The 23,751-nt window shown below is 68.8% G+C and carries 20 protein-coding genes; 8 read left to right on the top strand and 12 right to left on the bottom strand.

All coding sequences use genetic code 11. The features are described from left to right. The first annotated feature begins 38 nt into the window (after positions 1-38). Complete coding sequence (locus ACP690_RS12885) at positions 39-746, top strand: FadR/GntR family transcriptional regulator (RefSeq protein WP_295562868.1); 708 nt, start codon at positions 39-41, stop codon at positions 744-746. A 517-nt stretch (positions 747-1,263) separates the two neighbouring features. Here the strand turns inward: ACP690_RS12885 and ACP690_RS12890 are convergent. Next, positions 1,264-3,069: an IlvD/Edd family dehydratase gene (locus ACP690_RS12890; protein WP_426261358.1), complete on the bottom strand. Its 1,806-nt coding sequence runs from the start codon at positions 3,067-3,069 to the stop codon at positions 1,264-1,266. Positions 3,070-3,080: 11 nt separating this feature from the next. After that, positions 3,081-4,229, bottom strand: a complete 1,149-nt coding sequence (locus ACP690_RS12895) for an aldose epimerase family protein (protein ID WP_426261359.1) — start codon at positions 4,227-4,229, stop codon at positions 3,081-3,083. Positions 4,230-4,345: 116 nt separating this feature from the next. Here ACP690_RS12895 and ACP690_RS12900 point away from each other — a divergent pair, with 116 nt between their 5' ends. The 5 genes from ACP690_RS12900 (at position 4,346) to ACP690_RS12920 (ending at position 9,457) form a co-directional block, all read left to right on the top strand. Further along, entirely contained in the window at positions 4,346-5,752 is a 1,407-nt protein-coding gene (locus tag ACP690_RS12900) for an MFS transporter (RefSeq protein WP_426261360.1), read from the top strand. A gap of 4 nt (positions 5,753-5,756) precedes the next feature. Continuing rightward, positions 5,757-6,647, top strand: a complete 891-nt coding sequence (locus tag ACP690_RS12905; RefSeq protein ID WP_426261361.1) for a 2-dehydro-3-deoxygalactonokinase — start codon at positions 5,757-5,759, stop codon at positions 6,645-6,647. A gap of 247 nt (positions 6,648-6,894) precedes the next feature. Continuing rightward, entirely contained in the window at positions 6,895-7,533 is a 639-nt protein-coding gene (locus ACP690_RS12910) for a 2-dehydro-3-deoxy-6-phosphogalactonate aldolase (protein WP_426261362.1), read from the top strand. Beyond that, the gene (araD1, locus tag ACP690_RS12915; protein ID WP_426261363.1) at positions 7,530-8,519 is read left to right on the top strand and encodes an AraD1 family protein; all 990 of its coding nucleotides are present in this window, start codon (positions 7,530-7,532) and stop codon (positions 8,517-8,519) included. The genes ACP690_RS12910 and araD1 overlap by 4 nt, the downstream gene beginning before the upstream one ends. Next, on the top strand, positions 8,516-9,457 hold the full coding sequence (locus ACP690_RS12920) for a Gfo/Idh/MocA family protein (protein WP_426261364.1): 942 nt from the start codon (positions 8,516-8,518) through the stop codon (positions 9,455-9,457). Before araD1 ends, ACP690_RS12920 begins: the two co-directional genes overlap by 4 nt. 402 nt (positions 9,458-9,859) lie before the next feature. Here ACP690_RS12920 and ACP690_RS12925 read toward each other — a convergent pair whose 3' ends face one another. From ACP690_RS12925 to ACP690_RS12935, 3 genes are read right to left on the bottom strand one after another with little or no spacing between them, the layout of a single operon-like run. After that, entirely contained in the window at positions 9,860-11,098 is a 1,239-nt protein-coding gene (locus ACP690_RS12925; protein ID WP_426261365.1) for an adenosylmethionine--8-amino-7-oxononanoate transaminase, read from the bottom strand. Continuing rightward, positions 11,095-11,712 (bottom strand): dethiobiotin synthase, encoded by a 618-nt coding sequence (gene bioD / locus ACP690_RS12930; protein WP_426261366.1) that lies wholly within the window; start codon positions 11,710-11,712, stop codon positions 11,095-11,097. Before bioD ends, ACP690_RS12925 begins: the two co-directional genes overlap by 4 nt. Continuing rightward, on the bottom strand, positions 11,709-12,803 hold the full coding sequence (locus tag ACP690_RS12935) for an 8-amino-7-oxononanoate synthase (RefSeq protein WP_426261367.1): 1,095 nt from the start codon (positions 12,801-12,803) through the stop codon (positions 11,709-11,711). The genes bioD and ACP690_RS12935 overlap by 4 nt, the downstream gene beginning before the upstream one ends. A gap of 105 nt (positions 12,804-12,908) precedes the next feature. Between ACP690_RS12935 and ACP690_RS12940 the strand changes: the two genes are divergently transcribed. Next, entirely contained in the window at positions 12,909-13,838 is a 930-nt protein-coding gene (locus ACP690_RS12940; protein ID WP_426261368.1) for a PEP-CTERM sorting domain-containing protein, read from the top strand. Here ACP690_RS12940 and mmsB read toward each other — a convergent pair. The 4 genes from mmsB to ACP690_RS12960 all read right to left on the bottom strand — a co-directional run bounded on the left by mmsB (position 13,825) and on the right by ACP690_RS12960 (position 17,987). Next, positions 13,825-14,712, bottom strand: coding sequence for a 3-hydroxyisobutyrate dehydrogenase (mmsB, locus tag ACP690_RS12945; RefSeq protein WP_426261369.1), 888 nt, complete (start codon positions 14,710-14,712; stop codon positions 13,825-13,827). The genes ACP690_RS12940 and mmsB overlap by 14 nt on opposite strands. 92 nt (positions 14,713-14,804) lie before the next feature. After that, entirely contained in the window at positions 14,805-15,950 is a 1,146-nt protein-coding gene (locus tag ACP690_RS12950) for an acyl-CoA dehydrogenase family protein (RefSeq protein WP_018250639.1), read from the bottom strand. A gap of 7 nt (positions 15,951-15,957) precedes the next feature. Next, entirely contained in the window at positions 15,958-16,485 is a 528-nt protein-coding gene (locus ACP690_RS12955; protein ID WP_426255056.1) for a hypothetical protein, read from the bottom strand. A gap of 5 nt (positions 16,486-16,490) precedes the next feature. After that, complete coding sequence (locus tag ACP690_RS12960) at positions 16,491-17,987, bottom strand: CoA-acylating methylmalonate-semialdehyde dehydrogenase (RefSeq protein WP_294283009.1); 1,497 nt, start codon at positions 17,985-17,987, stop codon at positions 16,491-16,493. 80 nt (positions 17,988-18,067) lie between these two features. On the opposite strand from ACP690_RS12960, the gene ACP690_RS12965 reads away from it, so the two are divergent. After that, positions 18,068-18,952 carry a LysR family transcriptional regulator gene (locus ACP690_RS12965; RefSeq protein ID WP_017979947.1) on the top strand — a complete coding sequence of 295 codons (885 nt, stop codon included), beginning with the start codon at positions 18,068-18,070 and terminating at the stop codon, positions 18,950-18,952. A 152-nt stretch (positions 18,953-19,104) separates the two neighbouring features. Here ACP690_RS12965 and gyrB read toward each other — a convergent pair whose 3' ends face one another. The 3 genes from gyrB to recF all read right to left on the bottom strand — a co-directional run bounded on the left by gyrB (position 19,105) and on the right by recF (position 23,740). Next, positions 19,105-21,600 (bottom strand): DNA topoisomerase (ATP-hydrolyzing) subunit B, encoded by a 2,496-nt coding sequence (gyrB, locus tag ACP690_RS12970; RefSeq protein WP_426261370.1) that lies wholly within the window; start codon positions 21,598-21,600, stop codon positions 19,105-19,107. Positions 21,601-21,800: 200 nt separating this feature from the next. Continuing rightward, positions 21,801-22,568, bottom strand: a complete 768-nt coding sequence (locus ACP690_RS12975) for an OmpA family protein (protein WP_043061190.1) — start codon at positions 22,566-22,568, stop codon at positions 21,801-21,803. A 116-nt stretch (positions 22,569-22,684) separates the two neighbouring features. Next, a complete protein-coding gene (recF, locus tag ACP690_RS12980; protein WP_426261371.1) occupies positions 22,685-23,740 on the bottom strand; it encodes a DNA replication/repair protein RecF in 1,056 nt (351 codons plus the stop codon). Positions 23,741-23,751 lie beyond the last annotated feature (11 nt).

Consider the following 23,751-nt stretch of genomic DNA (forward strand, 5'->3'; position numbering starts at 1 on the left):
CCGCTTACGCACGCACGACGAGAGGGGAGAGCCGCGAGTTGACCAAGACCGAACGGCGCGAGCCATCCCATACGCTGATCGCCCGCGACCTCGGCATCGCGATCGTCACCGGCCGCTATCCGCCCGGCGGCATCATTCCCGGCGAGGTCGATCTCGCCGCGCAGCGCGGCATCTCGCGCAGCGTCGTGCGCGAGGCGTTGCGCATGCTGTCGGCCAAGGGGCTCGTCGAAAGCCGACCCAAGGCCGGCACGCGGGTGCGCGAGCGTTCGCAATGGAATCTGCTCGATCCCGACCTACTCGCCTGGATGTTCGAAGGCGAACCGCCCGCCAGCTTCGTACGCAGCCTGTTCCAGCTGCGCATGATCGTCGAACCCGCCGCCGCCGAAATGGCCGCGACCTTCCGCACCGACGAACAGCTCGCGCGGATGGCGGCGGCGCTCGACGGGATGCGGCGTCATGGCCTCGGCACGGCCGAAGGGCAGGCGGCCGACCAGAGCTTCCACAATACGATCCTGGAGGCGACCGACAACGAACTGCTCGTCAGCCTGTCGGGCAGCATCGGCGCCGCGGTGCGCTGGACGACGATCTTCAAGTTTCGCCGCCGCACCAAACCGCGCGATTCGATGCCGCAGCACCACCGCCTGTACGAAGCGATCCGCGCCCGCGACACCGTATCGGCCCGCGCCGCGACGCTCGTGCTGCTGGAACAGGCGCACGAGGACACGGAACGCTCGCTGCTGGAGTGAGGGGCCGTTTCGTCCTCCCGCCGAATGTCGGGATCACGAATGAGGAATGGGGCACCCTTCCCCAACCGTCATTCCCGCGAAGGCGGGAATCCAGACGCGCTGCCGTTCCGGCTCCATCAGCAGCGGTAGCGGTTATGGATTCCCGCCTTCGCGGGAATGACGGGGTGGGGATCTGCCGCCGCACCATTAACGGCCGGCATCCTGCCGCGGTTATGGAGGAAGAGGCGCCCGACCCCCATTCGTCATCCCGACGAACGTCGGGATCCATGGACGCGGTGGGCTATCGTAGGCGCATAACCATGAGCCGAGCGGGTCCATGGATCCCGGCGTCCGCCGGGATGACGGGACGAGAGGGCGCACGGTCTGTACCCCCAGAATCGTCATTCCCGCGGAGGCGGGAATCCAGACGCGCTACCGTCTCGATGCCATCACCAGCGGTAGCGGTTATGGATTCCCGCCTTCGCGGGAATGACGGTGGGGTGGGGGCGCGTGCATCAAAAGGGAGCGCCCCCCACCATCAATGGTTATCGCGCGGCAGGCCCATCGTTTGCGCGATGCGTTGGTACTTTTCCGCGCCTTCCAGAATCGCACCGGTGTTCATCTGGCCGACGACCGCGCGCTGGATTTCCTGCCACGGCGTTTGTGACGCGGGATAGGCATAGCCCCCCGCCGCCTCCAGCGCGCGGCGACGCTCCATCAGCTCCGCGTCCGAAATCAGCACGTCGGCGCTGCCGGTGTTGAGGTCGATCCGCACCCGGTCGCCCGTCTTCAGCAGCGCGAGGCCCCCCATCGCCGCCGCTTCGGGCGAGGCGTTGAGGATTGATGGCGATCCGCTCGTCCCCGATTGGCGGCCGTCGCCGATGCACGGCAGCGCATGCACGCCCTCGGTGATCAGATACGCCGGCGGCCGCATGTTCACGACCTCGGCAGCGCCCGGATAGCCGATCGGCCCCGCGCCGCGCATGAACAACAGGGTCTCGGGCGTGATGCCGGTGGCGGGATCGTCGATCCGGTGGTGGTAATCCTCCGGGCCGTCGAAGACGACCGCCGGTCCTTCGAAGGCATTGGGATCGTCGGGGTTGGAGAGGTAGCGGTCGCGGAACTCCTTCGAGATCACGCTGGTCTTCATCACCGCCGCGTCGAACAGATTGCCCGACAGCACGATGAAGCCCGCGTCCGTCACCAGCGGCTGGTCGAACGGACGGATGACCTTTTCGTCCTCGATCGCGACGCCGCGGCAATTGTCGCCCATCGTCCGGCCGTTGACGGTCAGCGCGCCCTCGTGGATGAGGCCCTGGCCGATCAGCTGGTTGACCACCGCGGGCACGCCGCCGGCGCGGTAATAATCCTCGCCCAGATATTCGCCCGCGGGCTGCAGGTTGACGAGCAGCGGCACCTTATGCCCCTCCGTCTCCCAATCCTTGATCGGCAAATCGACGCCGATATGGCGCGCGATCGCGGCCAGGTGGATCGGCGCGTTGGTCGATCCGCCGATCGCCGAATTGACGCGGATCGCGTTGTGGAAGGCCTCCTTGGTCAGGATGTCGGAGGGCTTGAGGTCCTCCGCCACCATCTCCACGATGCGCTTGCCGGTGAGGTACGCGACCTCTTGCCGGTCGCGATACGGTGCGGGGATCGCCGCCGATCCGGGCAGGCTCATGCCCAGCGCCTCGCACAGCGAATTCATCGTCGTCGCCGTGCCCATCGTGTTGCAATAGCCGGTCGACGGCGCCGAGCTGGCGACCAGGCGGATGAATTCGGCATCGTCGATCTCGCCCGCCGCCAGCATCTGCCGCGCCTTCCACACGATCGTGCCCGAACCCGTGCGCTCGCCCTTGTGCCAGCCGTTCAGCATCGGCCCCACGGACAAAGCGATCGCCGGGATGTTCACCGTCGCGGCGCCCATCAGCATGGCGGGCGTCGTCTTGTCGCAGCCGATCGTCAGCACCACGCCGTCCAGCGGATAGCCGTACAGCGTTTCGACGAGGCCGAGATAGGCGAGGTTGCGGTCCAGCCCCGCGGTCGGGCGCTTGCCCGTCTCCTGGATCGGGTGAACCGGGAATTCCAGCACGATGCCGCCCGCCTCGCGCACGCCCTCGCGCACCCGCTCCGCCAGCACCAGATGGTGGCGGTTGCACGGGGACAGGTCGCTGCCGGTCTGCGCGATGCCGATGATCGGCTTGCCCGAGCGCAGCTCGTCCAGGCTGAGGCCGAAGTTCAGATAGCGCTCCAGATACAGCGCCGTCATGTCGATATTGTCCGGATTGTCGAACCAGGCGCGGGACCGCAGGGCGCTGGGGCGTTTGGGCGTGTCGGTGGTCATAAAAGCTCCGGTCAGCGCGCCACGGAGACGCGATAGATCATCTGATGGTGGTACGGCTTGCCCGGATCGACGCGCGCCGATCCGAACGCGGGCTGGTTGGGCGTGTCCGGAAAGGTCTGCGGCTCCAGCGCGAAGCCATCGCCCATGCGATAGACGTGGCCCTGCTTCCCCACGAACGTTCCGTCGAGGAAGTTGCCCGAATAGAATTGCACCCCCGGCTCGGTCGACAGCACTTCGAGCACGCGGCCCGATACCGGATCCTCGACCCGCGCGGCGAGCTTGGGCTGCGCGGTGCGGCCGGCATCGAGCACGAAATTATGGTCGTAGCCGCGGCCGATTACGATCTGCGGATCGCGGCCGTCGCGGATGCTCTGGCCGATGGCGCGGGGCCTGGTGAAGTCGAACACGCTGCCCGCCACCGGTTTCAGTTCGCCCGTCGGGATCAGCGCAGCATTGACCGGCGTGTAGCGCGCGGCGGGGATCGTCATCCGCTGGGCGTAGATGCCGCCCGCCGATCCCTCGCCCGCCAGATCGAACAGCGCATGGTTGGTCAAATTGACGATCGTCGGCGCGTCGGTCTTCGCGGTGAAATCGATCGTCAGCGCGCCCGCGTCGTCCAGCGCATAGGTCACTTCGACGTCGAGTTTGCCCGGATAGCCCTGGTCGCCCGCGGGGCTGGTCAGCGCCATCGTCACGCTCGCGCGGGGGCCGCTCGGCGTGACCGAGACGATCCGCCACACCGCCTTGTCGAAGCCGGTGGTGCCGCCATGCAGCGAGTTGGTCTTGTCGTTGAGCGGCAGCTGATACGTCTTGCCGTCCAGCAAGAAGCGGCCGCCGGCGATCCGGTTGGCGTAGCGGCCGACGGTCTGGCCCCAGAAATTGGGCTGCGTGACATAAGCGGCGGCGGTGTCATGGCCCAGCGTGATGTCGGCGAGCCTGCCGTTGCGGTCCGGCGCCTCGAACGCCTGCAACGTCGCGCCCAGCGTCATCACCCGCGCGCGCACGCCATTCGCCCCGGTCAGCGTTACCGCCTCGATGCGGGTGCCGTCGGGCAGTCGGCCGAAATCGGCGCGCGTCGCGGTCGCGGCGCAGGCGGCATTGGCCGACGCGATCGTCAATATCCCCGCACAGGCCATCTGGAACGCGAAACCCACTTTCATGTTGCGCCTCTCCCCGTTCGTCCCCGGCATTGACCCGGTGGTTCTTCGCTATATAGTCAGACAAATAGCCGGGGCGCAAGGCAGCCTGTGGTAGCGATACAAATAGGGGAGAGGACATGGCTGGACCGATGATGGCACCACCGCCCGCGGCCGCAGGCAGCGGCGTGGCGGGCGGACGCAAGGCGGGCGTCGCGCTCGCGCTCGTCTATGTGACGACGTTGTTCTTCATCTGGGCGTTCGTGACGAACCTGATCGACCCGCTCGTGAAGAGCATGAAGGTCATCTACACGCTCAGCGATTTCGAAACGCAGCTCAATCAGTTCGCGTTCTTCATCGCTTATGGCGTCATGTCGATCCCGTCGGCCTGGTATCTGTCGCGCCGCGGCTACGCCAATTCGATCGTCCTCGGCCTGCTGGGCGTCGTCGCCGGCTGTCTCGTCGCCTGGTCGACCGCCTGGTCGAACAGCTTCGTCACCGTGCTGCTCGGGCTGTTCGTCGCCGCGTCGGGCGTCACCTTGCTGCAGGTCGCGGCCAACCCGCTGATCGCGTCGATGGGCGACCCCAAGGGCTCGCACTTCCGCCTCAACCTCAGCCAGGCGTTCAACTCGCTCGGCGCCTATGTCGGCGGCACCTTCGGCGCGGCCTATCTGCTGCGCGGCGACCTGTTCGCGAAGGATGCGGTGCTGACCCCTGCGCTGAAGGCGGACAGCCTCGGCTTCGTCACCCACGTCTATCTGATGATCGCGGTGATCCTCGCGGTCTTCACCGGCCTGGTCTTCTTCGCCAAGCGCACGATCAACGCGCATGCGCCCGCGCTCGCGACCAACGTCGAATCGCCGCTGTCGGCGCTGCGCTCGCGCTGGGCGAACCTCGGCTCGATCGCCATCTTCCTGTACGTCGGCGCCGAGGTCTGCGTGATTTCGGGCATGATCTTCTTCCTCGAACAGCGCCACATCCTCGACGTGCCGGCGCAGATCGCCGGCTATATCGCGCCGCTGTTCATGCTGCTCGCGATGATCGGCCGCTTCGGCGGCAGCGTGTTGCTGCGCTATGCCAAGGCGACGACGTTGCTGACGCTGGTCGGTGCGGGCGCATCGATCCTGTGCCTCGTCATCATCGCGACCTACGACATGGCGGCGACGCCGCTCGGCGGCACGATCACATTGCCCGGCGGCTATGTCGCGCCGCTGACCATGGGCTTCGTCCCCGCGGTCGCCGCGCTGCTGCTCGGCCTGATGAACTCGATCATGTTCCCGACGATCTTCACGCTGACGCTGGAGCGGTCGGCCGCGCCCGCCTCGGCGACGTCGGGGCTGATGTGCATGGCGATCTGTGGCGGTGGCTTCGTGTCGATCCTGTACGGCGCGGTGATCGACGCCTTCGCCGGCTTCGCACCCGACGGCGCACGCTCGCTCGCCTTCGTCGTGCCTTTGGTCTGCTACCTCTACGTCCTCTGGTATGCGCGCGCGGCGCTGAAGGCGCCGACGCACGTCATCGAGGAAACTGTCGAGCCGACCGTCTGAGGCGATGGCGCAGGGCATGACCAACGGCGCGGTGATCGCGATCGACTGGGGCACGACCAACCGGCGCGCCTATCGGATCGAACCGGATGGCCGCATCGGGGACCGTGTCGAGGGCGGGGCAGGCGTGCTCGGGCTGGCGCCGGGCGACTATGCCCCGGCGCTCGCCGATCTGCGCGCGCGGCTCGGCGACCTGCCGGTGATCGCCGCCGGCATGGTCGGTTCGACGCGCGGCTGGCACGAGGCACCCTATGCGGCCGCGCCCGCCGACCTCGCCGCGCTCGCCGCCGCGGCGCTCCATATCGAACCCCAGCGCGCGACGATCGTCCCCGGCGTCGCGCTGCTGGACGGTCCGCGCGCCGACGTGATGCGCGGCGAAGAGGTGCAGGTGCTGGGCGCGATCGCCGCCGGCCTCGCGCCCGCCGACGCGCTGTTCTGCCAGCCCGGCACGCACAACAAATGGGTCGCGACCGACGGCGGCCGCATTACCGACATCGCCACGGTGATGACCGGCGAACTGTTCGCGCTGCTGAAAAGCCACGGCATCCTCGCCGGCATGCTCGACGGCGCGGTGGCGGACGGGCCGGCCTTCCGCGACGGCATCGCGCGCGGGGCAGGGGCCTGCGACCTCGGCGCCGCGCTATTCGAAGTGCGCAGCGGCGTGCTGCTCGGCCGTCGCCCGGCGGAGGAGGCGGCGGCCTATGCCAGCGGTGTGCTGATCGGCAACGACGTCGGCGCCCGTGATGTGGCCGGCCGCGCGGTCCACCTGCTCGCCACCGGCGCGCTGGCCGACCTCTACGCCGCCGCGATCGTGACGCGTGGCGGCGCGGTGATGCCGATCGACGCGACGCAGGCGTTCGTCGCCGGCATCCACCACCTGCGGGCGTTTCTGGCGTGACGCTCCCCGTCCTCTCTTCGTCATCCCGGCGGACGCCGGGATCCATGGACCCGGCGCGGCCAGCGATAGCGCGCTCCTTCGGCGGCCCGCATCCATGGATCCCGGCTTTCGCCGGGATGACGAAAGAGGGGAAACACCGATCGCCCCATCCACACCGTCACCCCGTCCTTGAGCCGGGGGCCCCCTTCATCCGAGCGGTGACGAAAGGGTGGGGCAACCGCCCCGCATTCCACCCGGAGCCCCAAGCATGACCGACCCCGCCACCCGCTTTGCCGAGGCCTTCGCCACCTGTCCGCTCGTCGCGGTCCTCCGCGGCCTCACGCCGGACGAAGCCGCCCCCATCGGCGACGCTTTGGTCGATGTCGGCTTCACACTGCTCGAAGTCCCGCTCAACTCGCCCGATCCGCTCGCCAGCATCGCCGCCATGGCGAAGCGCTACGCCGGGCGCGCGATCGTCGGCGCGGGCACCGTCCTCACCCCGCAGGACGTCGCCGCCGTCGCCGACGCGGGCGGCGCCCTCATCGTCTCACCCAACACCGATCCCGCCGTCATCCGTGCGTCGGTGGAGCGGGGCCTCATCTCGCTCCCCGGTTATTTCACCCCCAGCGAAGCCTTTGCCGCGCTCCACGCCGGCGCGCACGGCCTGAAGCTCTTTCCGGCCGAGGGCGCCGCGCCGGCCTTCCTGAAGGCCCAGCGCGCCGTCCTGCCGAAGGCGACCAAGGTCCTCGCGGTCGGCGGCATCACCCCCGACACGATGCCGCAATGGCACGCGGCGGGTGCGGACGGCTTCGGCCTCGGCTCCAACCTCTACCGCGCCGGCAAGTCCGCCGCCGACGTCGCGCGCGATGCCGCGGCGTTCGTCCAAGCCGTAAAGGATCTCGCATGACCGCTGCCCGCCTGCTCCAACAGCGCCTGCCCGACGGCACGCGCCGCGTGATCCTGGCCGAGGACGCCGCGCACGTCCTCACCGGCGTCGCCACCACCCGCGACCTCGCGCAGGCCGCGATTGCGGAGGGCGTCAGCCTGCTCGACGCCGCCCGCGCGCGCTGCTCCGACGACAGCGTCGATCTCGTCGCCGCGCTGGAGGCGGGCGAACTGCTCCCCGCGATCGACCATCCGGACAGCGCGCGGCTGATGCTCGCGGGCACCGGCCTCACCCACTTGGGCTCGGCCGCCGGCCGCGACGCGATGCACAAGGCCGCGGCCGAGGGGAAGCAGACCGATTCGATGCGCCTATTCCTCGAAGGCATGGAGGGCGGCCGCCCCGCCGCGGGCGTGATCGGCGCGCAGCCCGAATGGTTCTACAAGGGCGACGGCCAGGGCCTCGTCGCGCCCGAAGCGCCCTTCGCCTCGCCCGCCTTCGCGCAGGACGGGGGCGAGGAACCCGAACTCGCCGGCATCTATCTGATCGGCGACGACGGCACGCCCTTCCGCCTGGGGATCGCACTCGCCAACGAATTCAGCGACCACGTCACCGAACGCCACAATTACCTGTGGCTCGCGCATTCGAAGCTGCGTCAGGCGTCGCTCGGCCCCGAATTGCTGCTCGGCGAACCGCCGGCGGATATCCGCGGCACCAGTCGCATCGTCCGCGACGGTAAGACGTTGTGGGAAAAGCCGTTCCTCACCGGCGAAGCGAACATGTCGCACAGCCTCGCCAACCTCGAACACCATCACTTCAAATATGCCGCCTTCCGCCGGCCGGGCGACATCCACGTTCACTTCTTCGGCACCGCAACGCTGTCGTGCGCGGACGGCGTTCAGACGCAGGACGGCGACGTCTTCGAAATCGAGGCGGCACCCTTCACCTTGCCCTTGCGCAACGCCCTTGCCACCGCCCCGGCCGACACCGTCACGGTGAAGCCGCTGTGAGCGCGCCGATCCGCCTCGCGCTGATCGGCATGGGCAAGATCGCCCACGACCAGCATGTCCCCGCCATCGCCGGCGAGCCCGCCATCGCGCTCGCCGCGACCGTCAGCCGCAACGGCGAAGGCGTTGAGGGCGTGCCGCACTTCCACGACATCGCCGATCTGATCGCGAGCGGGCAGGGGATCGACGCCGTCGCGCTCTGCACGCCGCCGCAGGTGCGCCGCGCCATCGCGATGCAGGCGATCCGGGCCGGCTGGCACGTTTTCCTCGAAAAGCCACCCGGCGCGACGCTGGCAGAGGTCGCCAATCTCGAATCTGCCGCGCAGGCGGCGGGCGTCACTCTCTTCGCCAGCTGGCATTCGCGCTACGCCCCCGGTGTCGAACCCGCCCGCGCCGCATTGGCTGACGCGCGGATCGACCGGGTAACGGTGACGTGGCGCGAGGACATTCGCGTCTGGCATCCGGGCCAGGCGTGGATCCTCGACGCGGGCGGCTTCGGCGTGTTCGATCCCGGCATCAACGCCCTCTCGATCGTCACCCGCATCCTGCCGCGCCCGTTCTTCGTCACCGAGGCGGAGCTGGATTACCCCGAAAACCGCGATTCCCCGATCGCCGCGCGCGTCGCCTTCACCGACGATGCCGGCCTCAACATCGCCGCCGACTTCGACTTCCGCCAGCAAGGCCCGCAGAGCTGGGACATCGTCGTCGAGACGGACAGGGGCACGCTGACGCTCCACGACGGCGGTGCCCGCCTGATCCTGCCCGACGGCAGTTCCCCGACGACGGCGGCCGCGCTTCACGGCGAATATGCCGGCCTCTACCGGCGTTTTGCAGAACTGGTGCGGGCAGGGGAGAGCGACGTCGACATCGCCCCCCTGCGCCACGTCGCCGATGCCTTCCTCCGCGGCACACGCAACGTGGTGGATGCATTTATCGAATAGGTTTTCACGCGAAGACGCGAAGGCGCGAAGAAGGTTGGTTCACGCGGAGACGCGGAGACGCGGAGATGTCGTTCCTGCGGCGAAGCCGCTTTCTCCCACGGACGCTCGGCCAAGCGGAACGGTTGGTGAGGAAGGGCGCCGTCGGCGCCGGGCGAAACCCTCCGCGTCTCCGCGTCTCCGCGTGAACCAACCTTCTTCTGTTCGCGGCTTTGCGGCTTCGCGCGAACCAAAAAACTGCTGGCAATGTTGGAAAAGCTATGACAGCCCGGCAGTATGCCGCGCGCGTCCTCACCCGCCGCATCCTTCCAGCAACCGGTCCGAACATTCACCCCGCCCCACCAGAGGGTGACGTGCCGTCAACATCGTCCACTTTGGAAACTGTGGTACGCCGCGACTCGGGGCTCACGCCAGCGCCGCTGCCTCGCCGATCGCCGCATAGATCGCATCCAGATCGGCATCCTCGATGCAATAGGGCGGCATCACGTACACCGTATTCCCCAGCGGTCGCAGCAACAGGTCGCGCTCCCGGAAGAACGCGAGCAATCGCGGCCCCAGCGTCGACAGATAGGCCGCCGCCTCGGTCCCCAGGTCGACCGCGGCGATCGTGCCCAGCGCGCGTGTGTTGCGCACGCCCTCCAGCGCCGCCAGCCGCTCGGCCTGCCGCGCCGCCAGATCGGCGACCCGCGCCAGCACCGGCTCGTCCTCCCAGATCGCGATATTCGCCGCCGCCGCCGCGCAGGCGATCGGGTTGGCGGTGTAGCTCGACGAATGGAAAAACATCTTCGCGCGATCGTCGGAATAATGCGCCTGATAGATATCCTCGCGCGCCATCGTCACCGCCAGCGGCACCGCGCCGCCGGTCAGCCCCTTCGACAGGCACAGGATATCGGGCACGATATTGGCCTGTTCGCAGGCAAGCAGCGTGCCCGTCCGACCCCAGCCGGTCATCACCTCATCGGCGATGAACAGCACGTCGTACCTCGCGCAGATGCGCCGCATCTCGGCGAGCACCCAGGGCGGATAGATCAGCATGCCGCCCGCACCGACGATCAGCGGCTCGACGATCAGCGTCGCCGGCCCGGCGCGGCATGCCGCCTCCAGCGCGTCCAGCGTCGCCTGCTCTGCACCGGCGCCAGGGAAGGGGATCGTCTCGACGTCGAACAGCAGCGGCTCGTACGCGCGGTTGAACGCGCCGCGCGCGCCGACCGACATCGTGCCGATCGTGTCGCCGTGATAGCCATGTTCCAGCACCAGGATACGGTGCCGATCCTCGCCCCGGTGGAGCCAGAAGCCGAGCGCCATCTTCAGCGCCACCTCGACCGCGGTCGATCCCGAATCGGAAAAGAACACCCGCGTCAGCTCGGCGGGCATCATCCGCCGGAGGCCTGCCGCCACCGCCTCGGCCGGCTCGTGGCTCCAGCCGGCAAAGATGATCTGGTCGAGCTTCCCGGCCTGCTCGGCGATCGCCGCCATGATCCGGGGCTCGCGGTGACCATGCGTCGTCACCCACCAGCTGGAAATGGCATCGACGATCCGCCGCCCGTCGACGGTGTAGAGCGCCGCGCCCTCCGACCGCGTGACCACCGGGATCGGTTCGCGCAGGCCATGCTGCGTGAAGGGGTGCCAGATCGACGAGCTCACCGGAAATCCTCCACGTCGAACCCGGCAGCAAAAGCGGCGGCGAGGCTGGCGGCGTCGAGATGCTCCACCCGGTCGAGCCGCCCCAGCCGTTTGACCCGTCCGATGCGTGCGATCGTCGCCTCGCTGTCCGGTTCGGGCGGACCGTTGAACGCGACGCCCAGCACCGGCACGCCGCGGGCGCGCAACGCTTCTAGGCTCAACAGGCTGTGATTGATCGTGCCCAGCTGCGTGCGCGCCACCAGCACCACCGGCGCCCCCCAGCGGGCGAAGAGGTCGGCGTAGAGCAGGTCGTCGGTCAGCGGCACCAGCGCTCCGCCCGCGCCCTCTACCACCAGCGGCCCGGTGACGTCGGGCAGCGTCAGCCGGTCTGCATCGATCCTCACCCCGTCGATCGCGGCGGCGCGATGCGGCGAACAGGGCGTCACCAGCCGATACGCCTCGGGCAGCACGTGGGTCACGCCCAGCCGCCGCACCGTGCCTTCGTCGGTGCCGTCCGCCAGCCCCGCCTGCACCGGCTTCCAATAGGTCGCCCCCAGCGCGGCGCCGAGCGCGGCGGCGAACACCGTCTTGCCGACATCGGTATCCGTCCCCGTCACCACGATCGTATCGGTCATCGCAAAGCCTCCGCCAGTCCCGTAATCGCCGCCGCGTCGACCTGCGTCGTGATCGACAGCCGCAGCCGTGCCGTGCCCACCGGCACCGTCGGCGGCCGGATCGCGCGCACGTCATATCCCGCCGTTTGCAGCCGTGCGGCCCGCTCCACCGCCGCGCCGTCGTCGCCGACGATCACCGGCAGGATCTGCGATCCCGTCGAAAAGCCCAGTGCCGCTTCAGCGAGCCGTACCAGCTCCCACAGCCGCGCCTGCCGTTCGGGCTCGTCGGCGATCATCCGCAGCCCCTCGCGCACCGCGGCCGCCATCAGCGGCGACGGCGCGGTGGAAAAGATGAAGCCCCGCCCGCGGTTGACCAGAAACTCGCGCAGCACGCCCGGCAGGCACAACAGTCCGCCCTCCGCGCCCAGCGCCTTGCCGCAGGTGTGCAGGCTGACGACATTCTCGCGGCCATGAAGGTCGGCCGCCAGCCCGCGCCCGCCTGCGCCGAAAACGCCGGTCGCATGCGCCTCGTCGATCACCAGCATCGCACCGAACCGGTCGGCCAGCGCGGCGAGTTCGGCCAGTGGCGCGCGATCGCCGTCCATGCCGTACACGCTCTCCACGACGATCCAGGGCAGGCCCGTGCCACCATCGGCACGCCACGCCCGGATCGCATCCTCGAACGCGCCCACGTCATTGTGCGCCACCGACCGGACGGGTGCCCGGCCCAGCCGCATGCCGTCATGCGCGCTGGCGTGGATCAGCGCGTCGTGCAGGACGATATCGCCGCGCTGCGGCAAGGTCGCCAGCGCCGCCATGTTGGCCCCATAGCCGTTGGCGAAGAACAGCGCCGCCTCGCTGCCGAAATACGCCGCCGCCTCGGTTTCCAGCGCCTCATGTTCGGGATCGTTGCCGCGCAGCAGCCGCGATCCGCCCGACCCCACCGCCACGCCGCGGTCGAGCGCTGCCGCCACGGCGTCTCGCAGCCGCGCCGACTGGGCGATGCCGAGATAGTCGTTCGAGGTGAAGTCGTACCCCATCCGTCCGCGCAGCCGGCGCAATCGTCCGGCGCCATCGAGTTGGGACAAATCGTCGCGGTAGAAGTCCAGCATCGCGCCGCCTTAGCAACTCGGTCGCCCCGTTCCAGTCCGCGACGACGGGGCTGGTCTTGTGGGGCCGCGATCCGGTAGGCGGCGGGCGATGTCACGGCGGGGTGAATGATGATGGCGAGGATGCGGCTGCTGGGGACGATGCTGGCCATCGCGTTGGCGGGTCACACGGCGGTGGCCGACGCGAAGGGCGGGGTACAACAGGTCCCCGTCGTCGCGGCGACGCGGACGATCCTGTTCCTGGGCAACAGCTTCACCCAGGGCGCGCATTCCGCGGTGCGCAACTGGCACGCGCACCGCGTCACCGATCTCAACCGCGAAGGCTATGGCGGCGTGCCAGCGCTGTTCAAGGAATTCGCCGACGAATCCGGCCTCAACTATGCCGTCAGCCTGGAAACGCAGGGCGGGCAGAGCCTGACCTTCCACTACGACCAGCGGCGCCAGCTGTTCGACCGGCCGTGGGATGCGGTGGTCCTACAGGAATATAGCACGCTCGACCGCGATCGGCCGGGCGATCCCGCCGCTTATATCCGCGCGGTGGGCCTGCTCGGCACACTCTTCCGGGCGCGCAACCCGGCGGTGCGCGTCCATCTGACCGCAACGTGGAGCCGCGCCGACCTGACGTATCTGACCGCGGGCCGCTGGTATGGCCGGCCGATCGCGGCGATGGCCGACGATCTGCGCCGCGCCGCCGACCGCGCCCGCCGCGCGCATCCCTGGGTCGCGGGCGTCGTGCCGGTGGGCCAGGCCTGGACCCGCGCCTTCGCGCTCGGCATCGCCGATCCCAACCCCTATGACGGCATCACCTTCGGCCAGGCGAATCTGTGGTCGTACGACCAATATCACGCCAGCACTGCCGGCTATTATCTCGAGGCGCTGACCGTTTTCGGCGCGGTGACCGGCGTCGATCCGCGCAACTTGGGCCGGGGCGAGCGGGCGGCGGACGAACTGGGCCTGTCGCCCGATCTCGCCGCATCGCTGCAACGCGTGGCGCACGAGCAGCTGCGCGATCGGGCGGACCGGCTTACAGCGTCTTGATGATGCCGGAAAAGTCCGTGCCGCCGTGGCCATCGGCGACGAACGCTTCATAAAGCTGCGCGGCGTGCGCGCCGAGCGGCGTCGATGCGCCGGCCTCGTCCGCCGCCTGCATCGCGAGGCGCAAATCCTTCAGCATCAGCGCCGCGGCGAACCCGCCCTGATAGTCACGATCGGCGGGTGTTTCGGGACCGACGCCGGGAACCGGGCAATAGCTGGTCATCGACCAGCTCTGCCCCGAACTGACCGACGAAATGTCATAGAAGGTCTGCGGATCGAGGCCGAGCCGCTCGGCGAGGCGGAACGCCTCGCACGTCGCGATCATCGTCGCGCCGAGCAGCATGTTGTTCGCCATCTTCGCCGCCTGACCAGAACCGCTGGCGCCGGCGTGAATCACCGCCTTGCCCATCTGCGCCAGATACGGCTGCGCGCGATCGAACCCTTCGGCGCTGCCACCGACCATGAAGGTGAGCGTGCCGCCATTCGCCGCCGCGATCCCGCCCGAGACGGGGGCGTCGACCGCCGTCAGCCCCTTGGCTGCGGCGGCGTCGGCGACGCGGCGCGCGGTGGCGACGTCGATCGTCGAACAGTCGATCAGGATCGCCGACGGCGGCGCGCGGCCGAAGACTGCATCATTATAGACGCCCTCGACATGACTGCCGGCGGGCAGCATCGTCACGATCGCCTCGGCGCCCTCGACCGCCTCGGCCGCGCTGGCGACGGGCAGGCAGCCGGCCGCCTTGGCCTTGTCGAGCGCATCCTGGCTGAGGTCGAAGGCGCGGACGTCATGCCCCGCCTTCGCGAGATTCGCGGCCATGCCGCCGCCCATATTGCCCAGGCCGATGAAGGCGACGCGTGCCATTGATGCTCTCCTCAAGTGTGCCGTTCGGCCTGAGCTTGTCGAAGGCCCTGAGACTCACCTGTGCTTCGACAGGCTCAGCACGAACGGTCGGATGGTGTTCTGTTGTCTTACTGCCGCAGCAGGTCGCGCCCGACGATCATGCGCATGACCTGATTGGTCCCCTCAAGGATCGAATGGACGCGCAGGTCGCGCCAGAAGCGCTCGATCGGATAGTCCTTCAGGTAGCCATAGCCGCCGTGCAGCTGGAGCGCCGCGTCGACGATCGCCGAGCCGTTGTCGGTCGCCAGCCGCTTGGCCATCGCCGAGAAGCGCGACTTGTCGGGTGCGTTGGCGGTCACCTTGGCAGCGGCGAGATAGAGCAGCGCGCGCGCCGCTTCGAGGTCGGTCGCCATGTCGGCAAGCGTGAACTGCGTGTTCTGGAACTCCGCGACCGGCTGGCCGAACTGCTGGCGTTCCTTGGTATAGCGGATCGCCTCGTCGAGGCAGCGCTGTGCGCCGCCCAGCGAGCAGGCGCCGATGTTGAGCCGGCCGCCGTCGAGACCCGCCATGGCGATCTTGAACCCCTCGCCCTCGCCGCCGACCAGATTGGCGGCCGGCACGCGGCAATCCTCGAAGATCACCTGCGCGGTGGGGGAGGCGTTCCAGCCAAGCTTCTTTTCGGGCGCGCCGAACGACAGGCCGGGCGTGTCTTTCTCGACCACCAGCGCACTGATCCCGCGGCTCTTTTCCTCACCCGTGCGGACCATGACGACATAGACGTCGTTATAGCCGGCGCCCGAGATGAACTGCTTCGTGCCGTTCAGCACAAAATCGTCGCCGTCGCGGCGGGCGCTCGTCTTCAGCGCCGCGGCGTCGGAGCCCGAACCCGGCTCGGTCAGGCAATAGCTGGCGATCTTTTCCATGCTGACGAGATCGGGCAGGAATCGCGCCTTCAGCTCGGCCGAACCGAAGCGGTCGATCATCCACGCGGCCATATTGTGGATCGAGATGAACGCGCTGGTGGCGGGGCAGCCATAGGCCATCGCCTCCATGATCAGCGCCGCCTCCAGCCGCCCGAGCGCGATGCCGCCCGATTCCTCGCTGACGTAGATCGAGCCGAAGCCGAGGTCGCCCGCCGCCTTCCAGACGTCGACGGGGTAATGGTGCGTCTCGTCCCATTCCGCCGCGAACGGCGTGATCCGATCGGCGGTAAAGCGGCGCGCGAGATCCTGAATCTCGCGCTGGTCTGCAGTCAGGTCGAACTGGTCGGTCATGATTGTCCTAGGCCGGGCAGCGGCTGTAGCGGTCGGTGGTGGCACGATCGGCGGGGCTTTTCACCGCGCGGACCAGCGTCTTGCCATTGTCGAGCAGGGTGAGCGTGGTGGGTTCGCTCCACGTCATGCCCTCACCGCTCATCGGCAGGTCGAAGGCGATCTGGTCGGCCTGCGTGCGCGTGATCGCCGTGGCGGTGCCGCGCGATTCGAAGAAGGACAATGTATTGCCGGTAATGGTCAGCTTGCCCTTGTCGGCGCCGGTCGACGGATCGCAATCGCCGGCGTTGACGCCCCAGCGGCCCTGGAACCCTTGCGGGATCGCGGTCAGCGCCACGGGCGAGGCGGTCGGCAGCGGCACCGGCGCCGCCTGATTGCCCGGCGCCTCGAGCGGCACGACCATGTTCTGCGGATCGTCGGTCAGGTTGGACGGCGTCGGCTCGACGGCGGCGCTGCCGCCCGACTGATTGTCGAGGCTCTCGCCGCCCGAACAGGCGGCGAGGGTCAGCGCGGTGGCGAGGATCAGTGTCGTGCGCATTGTCTTCATCCCATGGTGGGAATGACGAACGCATTGCCGCCCTCGACCGCTCCATCGGGCCAGCGCTGCGTCACCGTCTTCACCTTGGTCCAGAATTTGACGCCCTCCATGCCGTGCTGGTTGGTGTCGCCGAACGCGCTGCGCTTCCAGCCGCCGAAGGTGTGATAGGCGACGGGCACCGGGATCGGCACGTTGATCCCGACCATGCCGACGTTGACGCGTGCCGCGAATTCGCGCGCGGCATGGCCGTTGCGCGTGAAGATCGCGACGCCGTTGCCATACTGGTGCTCGCTCGGCAGGCGCACCGCATCCTCGAAGCTCGCCGCGCGGACGATCTGGAGGACGGGGCCGAAAATCTCCTCCTTATACGCCGACATGTCGGGCGTGACGCGGTCGAACAAAGTCGGGCCGACGAAGAAGCCGTTCTCATGTCCCTGAAGCGTGAAGCCCCGGCCGTCGACGACCAGCTCGGCGCCTTCGTCGACGCCGGTCTGGATCCAGTTTTCGACGCGCTGCTTGTGCGCGGCGTTCACGACCGGGCCGTAATGCGCCTCTGCATCGGTCGAGACGCCGACGCGCAGGGCCTCGATCGCCGGGATCAGCTTGGCGCGCAGCGCATCCGCCGTCTTGTCGCCGACCGGCACGACCACCGGCAGCGCCATGCACCGCTCGCCCGCCGAGCCGAAGGCCGCGCCCGACAGATCGGCGACGACCTGGTCGAGATCGGCGTCGGGCATGACGATGCCGTGGTTCTTCGCGCCACCCATCGCCTGGACGCGCTTGCCCGCCTCGACACCGCGGCGGTAGACGTAATGCGCGATATCGGACGAGCCGACGAAGCTCACCGCGCTGATCGCCGGATGGTCGAGGATCGCGTCGACCATCGCCTTGTCGCCGTGGACGACCTGCAGGATGCCCTCGGGCGCACCCGCTTCCAGCATCAGTTCGGCAAGGCGCACCGGCACCGACGGGTCGCGTTCGCTGGGCTTCAGGATGAAGGCGTTGCCGCACGCGATCGCGACGCCGAACATCCACATCGGGATCATCGCCGGGAAGTTGAACGGCGTGATGCCCGCCCCGATGCCCAGCGGCTGGCGCATCGAATAGACGTCGATGCCGGGGCCGGCGCCCTGCGTATATTCGCCCTTCAGGACGTGGGGGATGCCGCAGCAGAATTCGATGACTTCCAGCCCGCGCTGGATGTCGCCCTTGGCGTCGGCGATCACCTTGCCGTGTTCTGAGCTCAGCAGGTGGGCGAGCGCGTCCATGTTCGCCTCGACCAGTTCCTTGAAGCGGAACATGACGCGGGCGCGGCGCTGCGGGTTGGTCGCCGCCCAGCCGGGCTGCGCCTTCTGCGCGGCGGCGATGGCACGGTCGAGGTCAGCCTGTTCGCCGAGCACGACGCGGGCCTGCACGCTACCGCTATTGGGGTCGAACACGTCGCCGTGGCGCGTGGCGGTGCCGCCGGCATGGCCGACGATGAAATGGTCGATGTCGCGCATGATGCCTCTCCGTTTGTGTATAGGATCGGCCTGCGCAGGATTGCAGGCAAGGGCGTAAAGTGCGACCCATAGCTGCAATTATGCAGCCGCGTTGGGATGACCTTCAGGATTTTCTGCGCGTCGCCCGCGCCGGCCAGATCGCGCGTGCGGCGGCCGCGGCGGGGGTCGATGCGACAACGCTGGCGCGCCACCTGCGCCGGCTGGAGGGCGCGCTCGGCCAGACGTTGTTCGAACAGTCGCGCGAGGGACAGGTGCTGACCGCGGCGGGGGAGGCGCTGTTGGTCGCGGTGGAGGCGATGGGGCAGGCGGCGGCGGGGATCGTGCCGACCGACGACGATCCCGACCGCCTGTCCGGGGTGCTGCGAGTGAGCGTATCGGAGGGGTTTGGCACGTGGTTCGTGGCGCATCACCTGCCCGATTTCACCGCGCGCCATCCCGACCTGACGATCGACCTCGTCGCGTCGAGCGGCTTCCTCAATCCGTCGCGGCGTGAGGCGGACGTCGCGATCCTGCTCGCCCGCCCGCAGACCGGACCGCTCGTCAGCAGCAAGCTGACCGACTACACCTTGGGGCTATATGCCGGTGAGCTGTATGCCGCCCGCCACGCGCTGCCGACGACCGCGGCGGAGGTGCGCGACCATCCGCTGGTCGGCTACGTCCCCGATCTGCTGTACGCGCCCGAACTGCGCTATCTCGCCGAGATCGAGGAGGGGCTGTCTCCGCGCATCCGCAGCTCCAGCATCAACGGCCAATATCGGCTGATCGCCGCGGGGGCGGGGCTGGGGGTGCTGCCCCGCTTCATCGGCGACGCGGACAAGTCGCTCAGGCGCGTGCTGCCGGAGCGGACGATCCGCCGGTCGTTCTGGCTGGTGACGCACCAGGACACGCGCGGCGCGAAGCGGGTGCGCGCGTTTCGGGAGTGGCTGACCGCGCTGGTGACGGCGCAGCGTGGGCGGTTCGTGTAGCCAAATCCTCCCCCGCCAGGGGGAGGTGGCGCGCCGAAGGCGTGACGGAGGGGGCGGATACGGCATGCGCCGCGTTCGCGGAAACGCCCCCTCCACCATTCGCTGCGCGAACGGTCCCCCTCCCCCGCTAAAGCGAGGGAGGAATTGACGGATTACACGTCCAGATTCGCGACGTTCAGCGCATTGTCCTGAATGAATTCGCGGCGCGGCTCCACGACTTCGCCCATCAGCTGGGTGAAGATCATGTCGGCGGCCGAGACGTCGTCGCTGGTGACGCGCAGCATGGTGCGGTTCGACGGGTCGAGTGTGGTTTCCCACAGCTGTTCCGCGTTCATTTCGCCCAGCCCCTTGTAGCGCTGGATCGCAAGGCCCTTGCGGCCCGCCGCCAGGATCGCCTCGAGCAGCTGTGACGGGCGCGCGACCAGGCTTTCGCCGCGGCCGACGGTGGTGTTGACGCTGCCGATCTGACCGTCTCCGTCCGCGACCGGTTCGGCCTCCGCGACCGCCGCGCCCTTGGCGGGGATCAGCTTGCCGGCATGGGCGAAGCTTTCCGCCTGTTCCGCCGCCAGCCCGTGGAGCTTGCGCGCCTCGGCGCTGGCGATGAACGTCGCCTCGACGATGTGATGGTCGGTGACGCCGCGCCACAGCCGTTCGAAGTGGATGCCGCCGTCCTCGGTCAGGCGCGCGCTCCACTTGGCTTCCTCGTCGCCCGCGTCGAGCCGGCGCGTCACCTCTGCGACGGTTGCCGCGCGCTGGTCACGGGTGAAGGTCGGGTCGAGCGCACCGGCGAGCGCCAGCACTTCGATGATCCCGGCGTCGTAGCGGCGCGGCACGTAGCGCATCAGCGTGCGCATGCGACGGGCATGATCGACGAGGTGCTTGAGGTCGGCCCCCGAACGGGGCCCGCCCGGCGCCTCGAACACCATCGAGGATGCTCCCGCCTCGACCAGATAATCGTCGAGCGCGGCATCGTCCTTCAGATACACTTCCGACCGGCCGCGCGTCGCCTTGTACAGCGGCGGCTGCGCGATGAAGAGGTGCCCGCGCTCGATCAGCTCGGGCATCTGGCGGTAGAAGAAGGTCAGCAGCAGCGTGCGGATATGCGCGCCGTCGACATCCGCGTCGGTCATGATGACGATCTTGTGGTAACGCAGCTTGTCGGCGTTGAAGTCGTCGCGGCCGATGCCGGTGCCCATCGCCTGGATCAGCGTGCCGATTTCCTTCGACGAGATCATCCGGTCGAAACGCGCCCGTTCGGTGTTGAGGATCTTGCCGCGGAGGGGAAGGATCGCCTGGAAATGGCGGTCGCGGCCCTGCTTCGCCGATCCACCCGCCGAATCACCCTCGACGAGGAACAGTTCGGACTTGGCGGGGTCCTTCTCCTGACAATCGGCGAGCTTGCCGGGCAGGCTGGCGATGTCCATCACGCCCTTGCGGCGGGTGAGTTCACGCGCGCGCTTCGCCGCCTCGCGTGCGGCGGCGGCGTCGATGATCTTGCCGACGATCGAACGGCCGTGCGCCGGATTCTCCTCGAGCCATTCCGCAAGCTTGTCCGCCATCAGGCTTTCGAGCGGCTGGCGCACTTCGGAGCTGACCAGCTTGTCCTTGGTCTGGCTGCTGAACTTGGGGTCGGGCAGCTTGACCGAGACGATCGCGGTCAGGCCTTCACGCATGTCGTCGCCGGTCAACGTCACCTTCTCCTTTTTGAGAAGGCCCGACTTTTCGGCGTAATTGTTGAGCGTGCGGGTCAGCGCCGCGCGGAAGGCGGCGATATGCGTGCCGCCGTCGCGCTGGGGGATGTTGTTCGTGAAGGCGAGGACGTTCTCGTAATAGCTGTCGTTCCACTCCAGCGCCACGTCCATGCCGATCGCGTCGCGCTGCCCGTTGATCGCAATCGGTTCGGGGAACAGCGGCGTCTTGGCGCGGTCGAGCCACTTCACGAACGCGGCGATGCCGCCTTCGTAATAGAGCTCCACCGTCTTCGGCTCATCATGCCGCGCGTCGGTGAGGAACAGGCGCACGCCCGAATTGAGGAAGGCGAGCTCGCGATAGCGATGCTCGAGCTTGTCGAAGTCGAATTCGGTGATCTTGAACGTGGCGGGCGAGGGCAGGAAGGTGACCCGCGTGCCCTTCTTGCCCTCCGACGGGCCGACGACCTTGAGCGGTGCGACCGCGTCGCCGTGCGCGAAGCGCATGTAATGCTCCTCGCCGTCGCGCCAGATGGTGAGGTCGAGATATTCGGACAGCGCGTTGACGACCGAAACGCCGACGCCGTGCAGGCCGCCCGAGACCTTATAGGCGTTGTCGTCGCTGGTGTTTTCGAACTTCCCGCCGGCGTGGAGCTGGGTCATGATGACCTCGGCCGCCGATACGCCCTCTTCGGGGTGGATGCCGGTCGGGATGCCGCGGCCGTTGTCGGTCACGCTGACCGATCCGTCGGCGTTCAGCTGGATATCGATCCGGTCGCAATGGCCGGCAAGCGCTTCGTCGATCGCATTGTCGCTGACCTCGAACACCATGTGGTGGAGGCCCGATCCGTCGTCGGTGTCGCCGATATACATGCCCGGCCGCTTGCGCACCGCGTCGAGGCCCTTCAGCACCTTGATCGACGAGGCGCCGTATTCGTTCGCATTCTGGGGTTCTGCCATCGTGCCGATATAGGGGCGGGACGGCTGTAACGAAAGCGAAATGGGGCCTCCAAGTCCTCCCCCGCCAAGGGGAGGTGGCAGCCGCAGGCTGACGGAGGGGGCGGATACGGCAAACTCTGTGTTGGCGGAAACGCCCCCTCCACCATTCGCTTTGCGAATGGTCCCCCTCCCCCGCTGAAGCGAGGGAGGAGTGATTGGGATCAATAGCGCGCGAATTCCGTTGCGCGGCGGCCTAGCAGCGTCACTTCGACACGGCGGTTCTGGCGCATGCCGGCAGCGGTGGCGTTGGTCGCGACGGGATCGCGCTCGCCATGGCCGACGACGCTGAAGCGGGCGCGCGTCACGCCCATGGCGTCAAAGGCGGCGCGGACGCTGGCGGCGCGGCGTTCCGACAGATCCTGGTTGTGGGCATCGGTGCCGCGCGAATCGGTGTAGCCGTCGATCGCGACGCGGACGCCGCCATTGTCGCGCAGATAGCGCGCGAGCGGACGCAGCTTCTCGATCGCGCCGGGGCGCAGACGGTCGCTGTCGGTCGCGAACAGCACGTCTTCGGACAGCGTCAGCGTCGCGCCGCGCGGCGTCTGGCGGAAACCGTAATCGTGCATCGCGCGGCGATCCCAGCCGGGGGCGAGCACCTCGCGCGTCTCGACCACCACGGTACGGTCGCGCGCATCCCAGTCGAAGCGATCGCGGCGCGGGCCGGCGATCCGCAGGAACGCGCTGTTGGCGTCGGCCGCCTCGGCAGGCGAGATGCGGCCGTCGCGATTGCGGTCGAAATTGCGCATCACAAACGCGCGGCCGCGGGGCGTGTCGCGCAATTCGGGGATCAGGCCCTGCACGCCCGCGCCGATCAGGCGATAGGGACGATCGCCCGGCCGGCCGCCGCTCCAGTCCCAGCGGTCCTGCGCCAGCGCCGGGGTGGCGATACCGGCGGCCAGCATGGCGGCGATGATGATGGATTTGCTCATGATACTCTCCATTGGCCCCACGCCCGATGGCGAGCCGAATGGCCGATGTGGCTTGAACGTTCCGTGAGTCGCTCCGACAGCCGGGGTTCAGCCCCGCATGCGCCTCCAAGGGCCGCTCAGCCGAGCGCGATGCGCGTCGCCTCTGCGCCGATCGCGGCGAACAGCGCGGGCTCCGTGCCGGTCATCCACACCTGCCCATGGCCCGCAAGCCGTTCGAACAGCGCGGCACGGCGAAGGGGGTCGAGGTGAGCCGCCACCTCGTCGAGCAGCAGGATCGGCGCATGGCCGGTGCGGCTGGCGACCAGTTCGGCATGCGCGAGGACGATGCCGAGCAGCAGCGCCTTCTGTTCGCCGGTGGAGGCGAGCGCCGCGGCCTGCCCCTTGCCAAGGTGTGTCACCGCAAGGTCGGCGCGATGAGGCCCGCCAAGCGCACGGCCGGCCGCCGCATCGCGCGCGCGCCCGTTTCGCAGATCGGCAAGCAGCGCATCGGCGGTGCCGCTCCACCCCTCCAGCAGCAGCGCCGCGCGCGCGAACGGCCCGTCGGGCTGCTCCGCCAGCCGCTCACCGAGCGCCGCCACCGTCTCACGCCGCGCGGCATCGACCGCCGCGCCATGCTGCGCCATCTGCGCCTCGAGCGCGGAGAGCCATTGCGGATCGGCCGGTTCGTCCGCCGTCAGCAGCCGCGTGCGGGCGCGCATCGCGGCGTCGTAGCGCGCGGCATGTTGCGCATGCGCCGGCACCAGCGCCAGCGTCAGCCGGTCGAGGAAGCGGCGGCGCTCGCCCGCCGGCTCGACGAACAGCCGGTCCATGGCAGGCGTCAGCCACAGGACGGTCAGCCATTCGGCCAGCGTATTGGCGGTCGCGGCGGCGCCCTGGATACGCAGCTGCCGCCGTTCGGGCGCCGGCGCCAGCGTGCCGGTCGCAATCTCGACATCGCCCTCGGGCAGCGCCAGCGTCGCCGCAATGCCGAACCCGCCCGGCCCATCCTGCCGCTGCATCGCCGACAGCGACGCACGGCGCAGGCCACGGCCGGGAGACAGCAGCGACACCGCCTCCAGCACGTTGGTCTTGCCCGCGCCATTCTCTCCGGTCAGCACGACGAAGCCGGGGGCGGGCGCCAGCACCAGCTCCGCATGGTTGCGGAAATCGGTGAGGATCAGGCGCGACAGCATCGCGGTCGCGC

The organism is Sphingomonas sp. DC4900 (genome assembly GCF_049896485.1).
Lineage (GTDB): Bacteria > Pseudomonadota > Alphaproteobacteria > Sphingomonadales > Sphingomonadaceae > Sphingomonas > Sphingomonas aquatilis.